The organism is Faecalibacillus faecis, from assembly GCF_003024675.1.
Classification (GTDB): Bacteria; Bacillota_I; Bacilli_A; order Erysipelotrichales; family Coprobacillaceae; genus Faecalibacillus; species Faecalibacillus faecis.
The window spans coordinates 1-7,743 of sequence record NZ_PYLP01000036.1 but is presented as its reverse complement, the minus strand read 5'-3'; the positions used below and the strand labels follow the sequence as shown (position 1 = coordinate 7,743).

Below are 7,743 nucleotides of genomic sequence, written 5' to 3'. Positions count from 1 at the left end.
GTTACTTATGTATTACTCACCCGTTCGCCACTCTTCACATATGTGAAGCGTTCGACTTGCATGTATTAGGCACGCCGCCAGCGTTCATCCTGAGCCAGGATCAAACTCTCCATTGTCCTTCTATCTCTTCAGACAACTTTGGTCTGTTTAGCTCTTTTTTCTTTTAAACTTAAATTGACGTTGTGTTTTATTCTTTCCTGTTCAGTTTTCAATGTCCTCTCACTCGTCTCTCTCGTCGAGTGCTCATTTATACTACCATCCATTTCTCCTTTTGTAAAGCTTTTTTTGAATTTTTTTTAAAAAAATTACAAGATGCTTTTAAGCACCTTGTAATCCTTTGATATCTTTTTCTTTTATTCTTTCCCCATTTTCAACTTTATTAATTATTTTAATGATACTATTTAATGATTTTTTTGATGGTACCATCGTATAACATTTCTTTCCTTTCATAGAATAAGTCTTATATGATATTTCTGGATCACCACTTAATTGAACATTAAATGTTTCCCATTTTGCCATATCATCTAATTGCATATATACTAATGACTTAATTTCATCCGATGTCATATTCGTTTCAAAGCAACCTTCTACCGCCTGTAAAATTTGCGAATAATTTGTGATGATTTTTGGGGAAATTGCTTTTGATATCATAGCTTTTAATAATCTTTGTTGATTTCTTCCTCGATCAAAATCTCCGTTTGGTAATGCATGTCTTTCTCTTACAAAGCATAAAGCTTTATTTCCATCCATCTCATTTTTTCCTTTTACAATTTTATAATTACCGTGAAGTGTCTTAAACGAATAAGGCGAGTCTATAGTGACACCACCTAATGCATCAATAATATTTGTAATACCACTAAAATTCGTTTTTGCATAATAATTTACTTTCAACTCCAAGAAATCTTCAATTGTTGAAATTGTTTCATCTATTCCATACATAGCTGAATGCGTTAATTTATCCATCTTTCCATTTCGATGAAGATTAACTTGTGTATCCCTAGGAATTGAAATCATTAAGATTTGTTTTTGTTTAGGCGAAACGCATACCGCAAGATTGACATCTGCTCTTGAAATTGCTGAAACTGTCCCATAAGTATCTATCCCCGTTAAATATACAATAAATGGTTTTTCGGTAACATCCGTTTTTTGTGTTACTGATTGAACTTGTTCTTCAATTTCCACTTGATAAAGACTTCTTAGTCCATCATCCATCCCTTCATGATTTGCTTCTAATAGTGCCGAATACGAGTTATCTACCACCGCAACATCGATTTTGCCTGCATCAATTGCATCTCCCAATGCAGAATAATCTTTATAATCTTTTGTTTTAAATTCTTCACCCGTTGCATCTTCCATTTCAGCGATAGCTGTGTTTATATTTTTTGTTCCCTTTTCTGAGGCTATACCCACCTTCATTTTTTTTAAATCTTTTTGTATATCTGATAATTTTTTATACTTGCTTTCTTTTTTTACATATAAACTAATAACACGTGTTTGTGTCAAGGAACCTGTAATATTTGATAAAAAACTATTCCCTTTAAAAGCCATTACAGATACAATAATTAAAGATATACTTAATACTAAAGAAAGTAATTTACTAAAAATAAGCATTCCATATTTATTTTCTTTTTTCTTCTTCTTTATTCCATATTTAATGAAAAATGACATAAAGAACCATAATAAAGCAATGATTCCCACTAATATTAAATAATATTTCATTGGTAACATCTTTAAATAATAAATATATCCTAAAAACACAATTGATATAATCAATTGAATCAATAGTAAAATTCTCCTTGATAAAAACTTTGTAACTACACTTTTTTTCTTCATTCATCCACCTTCTCAATGAAATTATTTTACCACATTGCCTTTAAACATTCATTAAAAAATGTAGGCAAAATACCTACATTCTTTTTTATTCCATTTTTTCTGTTGTTGGATCAATTCCTTTTCTTTGCAAAATTGCGTGAACCACATTTCTTTTACCACTTTCACTTCCTGCCGAAGTACATGTTGATAATGTGATCAACGATTGTACTTGACTTTGATCAAAATCAACATGAATTGAAGATGTTTTTACCATTTCTTGAAGATAACTACTCGTATTTTCTATATAAGTATTATAAAGAACACTTTCTTCAGAAATAATATGCCCCACCACAACCTTATATTGACTTACTGTGCCATCTGGTAAATAAATATAGACATAAGGATGTTCATCCGCAAAACTTTGATCCGTATAGGATTTAATATTATTAAACATCGACCCATTTTTCATATTATGTCCATAAATAACTGTATTAAAATCTTCAAAAGGTTTTTCATTACGACAATCTACAAAAATACTTCCCGCACTCAATTTTTGATGATCAATGTCACTATGTATATAGGTATCATTGGTTTCACCTTGTAATACAGGATAATTCACATTTGTATCAGGAATTTGAATCCATGCTTTTACATCGTTATTTCTTTCCTTTAAAGTTGCCCAATCTATTTGTAAATAGTTTTGTTCTTCTTTCTTTTCATCTTTAACACTTGTATACGTGTTGGCAAGTTCACCATAATCATCATCTATTTTTTTATAATTCAAATAAATATTGATTAAATTATACGCTGAATAACAAAAGACACAAATACATACGATCAGTAAAATAGTACGAATCGCTTTTTTCATTATACATTAAATTTAAACAACATGATGTCACCATCTTGACCTACATATTGTTTACCTTCTTGTCTAATTTTACCTGCTTCTTTCAACGCATGTTCACTTCCATATTTAACTAAATCATCAAAACTATAAGTTTCTGCTTTAATGAATCCTCTTTGGAAATCACTATGAATAATTCCTGCCATTTCCGGTGCCGTCATTCCTTCTTTAAAAGTCCAAGCTCTTACTTCTTGAACCCCTGCAGTAAAGTATGTTCTAAGCCCAAGTAAACTATAAGCTTCTTTAATAAGTTTATCCAATCCACTTTCTTCAATACCAAGATCTTGCATAAACATATCTTTTTCTTCTTTATCCATACCAACTAATTCTGCTTCAATTTTTGCACAAATTGGTACAACATCGCTTCCTTCTTCTTTAGCAAAGTCTAAAACTTGTACATAGTATGGATTTTGCATTGGATCTTCTAAATCTTCTTCACCTAAGTTAGCCACATAAATCAATGGTTTCATTGTAAGCAAAGTATATTGTTTTACAATAAGCATTTCTTCTTTATCAAATTCAATACTTCTTGCTGGTTTATTAGCTTCTAATACTGGTTTTAATTTTTCTAAAACACTCATTTCTGCTTTAGCTTCTTTATCTCCGGATTTAGCTTTCTTTTCTAAACGTCCAATACGTTTTTCTACAGTTTCTAAATCTGCCATAATTAATTCTAAATTAATTGTTTCAATATCTCTAATAGGATCTACATCACCATCAACATGTGTAACATCCTTATCTCTAAAACATCTTACAACTTCACAAATTGCGTCTGTTTCTCTAATATTTCCTAAGAATTTATTTCCTAATCCTTCCCCTCTACTTGCGCCTCTTACAAGACCTGCAATATCCGTAAATTCAAAAGTTGTTGGAACTGTTTTCTTAGGTTCAATCATTTCTGTTAGTTTATCTAAACGATAGTCTGGTACTTCTACGACACCTACATTTGGATCAATTGTTGCAAACGGATAGTTTGCTGCTTCTACTTGTGCATTTGTAATTGCGTTAAATAATGTTGATTTACCTACGTTTGGTAATCCTACAATACCTGCTGTTAATGCCATCTTTTTCACTCCTCTTTTTTTACCCCTTTATTGTAATGAAAAATACCCATAAAAGCAATATTTTCATTTTGTCATTTTTTTTCATTTAAGAATCTTCTATAATAACAATGAAGAGGTGATTTGATGTTATCAACAATTGATTTACACGGATGCAGTCAAAGTGAAGCCAAAGTAAAACTTGACCATTTTTTAAAAGGAACTTCTTTCCTTACCAAAGAAGTAACTATTATTCATGGATATTCTTCAGCTATTCTTTTAAATTATGTAAGAAAAAAATATTTACACCCAAGAATTGAAAGAAAAATCCTAACACTTAATAAAGGAGAAACTGTTTTTATTTTAAAATAATGGAAAAATTCTATCAAAGAAATCTTCATTTGATTCGTCAACACCATTTAGATAAAATATGTATTTCGATTACCAAGATAACACCCTATCTAACCGCACTACTTTATGCTATTACTCTTTTTATACTATTTATAAGCCACTCATCAAAACTTATGATGACAATTATTAAACCACTCAGTTCTTTTTTTATTGTAACCATTATTAGAAAAATCTATAATCGTCCACGCCCTTGTGTGACTTTTGATATTGAGCCGCTTGTCGATCATAAAACAGATGAATCCTTTCCCAGTCGCCATACCGTAAGTGCCTTTGCAATTGGTTTTGCCCTCTTGAATATCAATACTTATTTAGGAATAATAGCTTTAATCATCGCTTGTCTTGTTGGTTTTTCAAGAATTATTTGCGCTGTTCACTTTGTTAGTGATGTACTTTGTGGCTTTTTAATCGCATTTATAATTTATTTGATATAACGGAATCCTATTTCGTTATATTTTTTTACTTTTTAAAAAATAAAAAGAAAAAAAGACAATATATATAGTGATGTGATAAATATGGATGGTGTTATAGAAAATACATCAACAGATATGATTATTATGATTGATAAGCTTTGTAAAAGAATCCTAGGACATCCAGAAGTGCTAGGAAGAATCATGAAAGGCTTTATTAAAGAGGTAGAAAATTTATCTTTAGAAGAAATCATGAAACTTATTAAAGGAAAGAAAAATATTGAACATGTAAGAAATTCAATGAATGAACTTCCATGTTCAATGCAAAGAGCGATGGATATTTTAAAACTAACAGCATATGAAAGAAAAGAAATTGAAAAATATTTTCATTCATAAAAGAACGTGCAAATTACACGTTCTTTTGTTTATTAATCAATACTTTTCTATAAAAATTAGAATATTTAGTCACTTCACTATTAATTTTTTTAACCCCATATTTTTCTAAAAGTGTTTTTTCATTGCTAAATAAATTCGTTCCTAATCCTAAATGTTCGCCTTTGATTTGAACTCCTAAACTTGCTAGAATTGTTGGATAAAAATCAAAGATTGCAAATTTTCTGTTTTTAGGTTGAATAGGTTCAACCGCACTATTAATAAAACAATTATAAGGGGTGCGTAAATAATTTTTATCTAAATGTTTAAAGAATTTTTCCGACATACTTTTATGATCACCTGTAATAACAATTGTTGTATTTTCATACCAATCTTGTTTTTGACACCAACGTACAAAAGCTTCCACTTGTCTTGATTGACAACTGATGACATTAGCATATTGACTTTCATATTCATGTTTACATTCTTCACAAACATAGCCATCTGGTGTATGGGTGTCAATCGTGACCAATTCCATATAGAAAGGTTGCTTACTTTTAGCCATTTCATTAAGATCTTCCTTTGCAAATTCGAAGACCTTCTTATCCTCAAACCCCCAAAAAACATGATAATCTTGAGGTAATCTACCTTCTTCTTTTAATGAAGTCGTATCTTCAATCTTAAAATTTCCATGTTGTTTGTAAAAATTTGAAGTGCAACCAAAATTAGCATCCGATCCCATTAAAATACGATTTTGATATCCTTGACTTTCTAAAATTTCACCTAATGTATAACATCCCGATAGAAAAGAAGAATGTTCATCATATTTATCTTTTGAAAGTGGAAATAAAAGTGGAATTCCAGCCTCTTGTCCAACCATTGAAGCAATGGTCCATTGTGTTCCCTCAATCGTATAAGAACCCCCTATTTTATCTGTATGAGAAAAATTAATATTCTCATTAGCCAATTCACCTAATTCTTTTATATAATTATTTTCTTCTTGTCCACCTTGTTCTTTAGAAAGATACGTATTTTCTACGGATTCTAAATAAACATGAATCAAATTTCTCTTTTCTTTAAAATCTAATTCAACATTTTTAGGATCTACATAATGTTCTTCATAAAGCTTCGATGTCCGAACCATATCAAAAACATACGTAATAATCTGATAATTGATTAATGCATAAAAAAGCGTTCCAAGAATTAAAACCGTAATACAAATACCTTGATAATCAAATAAAAAAACAAACGGTGTTTTATAAAGAAGAACACTTCCAATAACTGTCGTTATAAAAGCTGGTGGAAAACAATTAATAAACCAATCCTTAAAAATCCCATCATCTGTTCCATCACAAGGAACAACCATGTGATAAAACATTTGATTTAAAGTTTTTACAGAAAAAGTTCGGTTTCCCCATAAAATACTAAATATCACTAGCATTACAATAAATAAAATTATTATTAAACTCATATCATCATTCCTTTATTGGTTCATTCTATCATACTTTTTTTAAAAGAGCGAGTAACTTTTATAAAACAAAATATCCCATTTTTTTAATTATTCGTTATAATAGCTACGAAGGAGTAAAAAAATGGAAGATAGAAAATTATTATTTTTTGATATTGATGGAACATTATTAAGTGAAAAAACACATACCGTTCCTCAAAGTGCTAAAGAAGCTTTAAAAAAAGCAAAAGAAAAAGGACATCTTATTTTTATTAATACAGGTAGACCTATTTCTACAATCGATCAAGAAATTCACGATTTACAACCAGATGGTTATATTTGTGGTTGTGGAACTTATATTACTTATCATAATCAAGTGATTTATCATCATCAATTATCTCAAGAAAGATGTAGAGAAATCGCATCTCTTATTAAAAAATATGAAATTGATGCTGTTTTAGAATCAAAAGATCATGTCTATTTTAATGCAAATATTAAAAATAAATTTGTTCAAAAAATTAAAGAAAGATATACAAACAACGGTTTTAACGTTTCAACAAGTGAAAATCCAAATCTTTCTTTTGATAAATTTACTATTTGGTTTGATCATAATATCCAAGAATTTAGAAATAATATTTCACAAGATTTTGATATCATTGAGCGTAGTGAAGAAATGTGGGAAATCGTACCAAAGAATCATTCCAAAGCAACAGGCATTCAAACTGTAGTTGATGATTTCCACAGTGACTTAGATCATTGTTATGTTTTTGGAGATTCTTTTAATGACGAAAGTATGCTTCGTTATGTTAAACATTCTATTGTTATGGCTAATGGTGTACAAGCGATGAAAGATATTGCTTATTTTGTGACAAAAGACATCGAAGATAACGGTATTGCCTACGCTTTAGAAAAGCTTAATCTTATTTAAGATTTAAAAAGCCTACATTTCTGTAGGTTTTTCCTTTCATTTTTATCATTCAAATTATTACATAAAAATTGTCAAGCCACCAAATTCTTTCAAACAGTTCTATTTAATTATTAATATTTTTAGAATAAAAAAGGGACAAAATAAATTTTGTCCACATGGTAATAATCTTTGAAGATTATTACCTTTTTCTTTAAAATGTTAGTTGGTGATTTTATGATTGATGATACTAACTATGCTGACTGTCTTACTTTATACAATTTTAATCATGTTGATAAAATCAAAGGCAAGGAATCTTTTTCCTATATCTTTAATGACAACATCAACTATATCCGCTCTCTTTATAATAGAGGCAAGATCAGAAACATTACCTATGATACCATCCAGAAAACTATTCTTTGTGGTTCCATCTATCTTGGCTATGA

8 protein-coding genes and 1 rRNA gene are annotated in these 7,743 nt (G+C 29.5%); 4 read left to right on the top strand and 5 right to left on the bottom strand.

Annotated features, from left to right (window positions below):
• The 4 genes from C7U55_RS13105 to ychF all read right to left on the bottom strand — a co-directional run.
• A 16S ribosomal RNA gene (locus C7U55_RS13105) occupies positions 1-116 on the bottom strand; the annotation flags it as partial.
• Between the two features lie 202 nt (positions 117-318).
• Entirely contained in the window at positions 319-1,833 is a 1,515-nt protein-coding gene (locus C7U55_RS13100) for an LCP family protein (protein ID WP_106988929.1), read from the bottom strand.
• An 85-nt stretch (positions 1,834-1,918) separates the two neighbouring features.
• Positions 1,919-2,680 carry a class B sortase gene (gene srtB, locus C7U55_RS13095; protein ID WP_048924276.1) on the bottom strand — a complete coding sequence of 254 codons (762 nt, stop codon included), beginning with the start codon at positions 2,678-2,680 and terminating at the stop codon, positions 1,919-1,921.
• A complete protein-coding gene (gene ychF, locus C7U55_RS13090) occupies positions 2,680-3,780 on the bottom strand; it encodes a redox-regulated ATPase YchF (RefSeq protein WP_106988928.1) in 1,101 nt (366 codons plus the stop codon). Before ychF ends, srtB begins: the two co-directional genes overlap by 1 nt.
• 123 nt (positions 3,781-3,903) lie before the next feature.
• Between ychF and C7U55_RS13085 the strand changes: the two genes are divergently transcribed.
• The 3 genes from C7U55_RS13085 to C7U55_RS13075 all read left to right on the top strand — a co-directional run bounded on the left by C7U55_RS13085 (position 3,904) and on the right by C7U55_RS13075 (position 4,970).
• Positions 3,904-4,128 carry a Smr/MutS family protein gene (locus C7U55_RS13085; RefSeq protein WP_106988927.1) on the top strand — a complete coding sequence of 75 codons (225 nt, stop codon included), beginning with the start codon at positions 3,904-3,906 and terminating at the stop codon, positions 4,126-4,128.
• A 29-nt stretch (positions 4,129-4,157) separates the two neighbouring features.
• Positions 4,158-4,598, top strand: coding sequence for a phosphatase PAP2 family protein (locus C7U55_RS13080; protein WP_227213901.1), 441 nt, complete (start codon positions 4,158-4,160; stop codon positions 4,596-4,598).
• An 81-nt stretch (positions 4,599-4,679) separates the two neighbouring features.
• Positions 4,680-4,970 (top strand): hypothetical protein, encoded by a 291-nt coding sequence (locus tag C7U55_RS13075; RefSeq protein WP_106988925.1) that lies wholly within the window; start codon positions 4,680-4,682, stop codon positions 4,968-4,970.
• Between the two features lie 13 nt (positions 4,971-4,983).
• Here the strand turns inward: C7U55_RS13075 and C7U55_RS13070 are convergent, their stop codons facing one another.
• On the bottom strand, positions 4,984-6,417 hold the full coding sequence (locus tag C7U55_RS13070) for an LTA synthase family protein (protein ID WP_106988924.1): 1,434 nt from the start codon (positions 6,415-6,417) through the stop codon (positions 4,984-4,986).
• Between the two features lie 121 nt (positions 6,418-6,538).
• On the opposite strand from C7U55_RS13070, the gene C7U55_RS13065 reads away from it, so the two are divergent.
• A complete protein-coding gene (locus C7U55_RS13065; RefSeq protein WP_106988923.1) occupies positions 6,539-7,321 on the top strand; it encodes an HAD family hydrolase in 783 nt (260 codons plus the stop codon).
• Positions 7,322-7,743 lie beyond the last annotated feature (422 nt).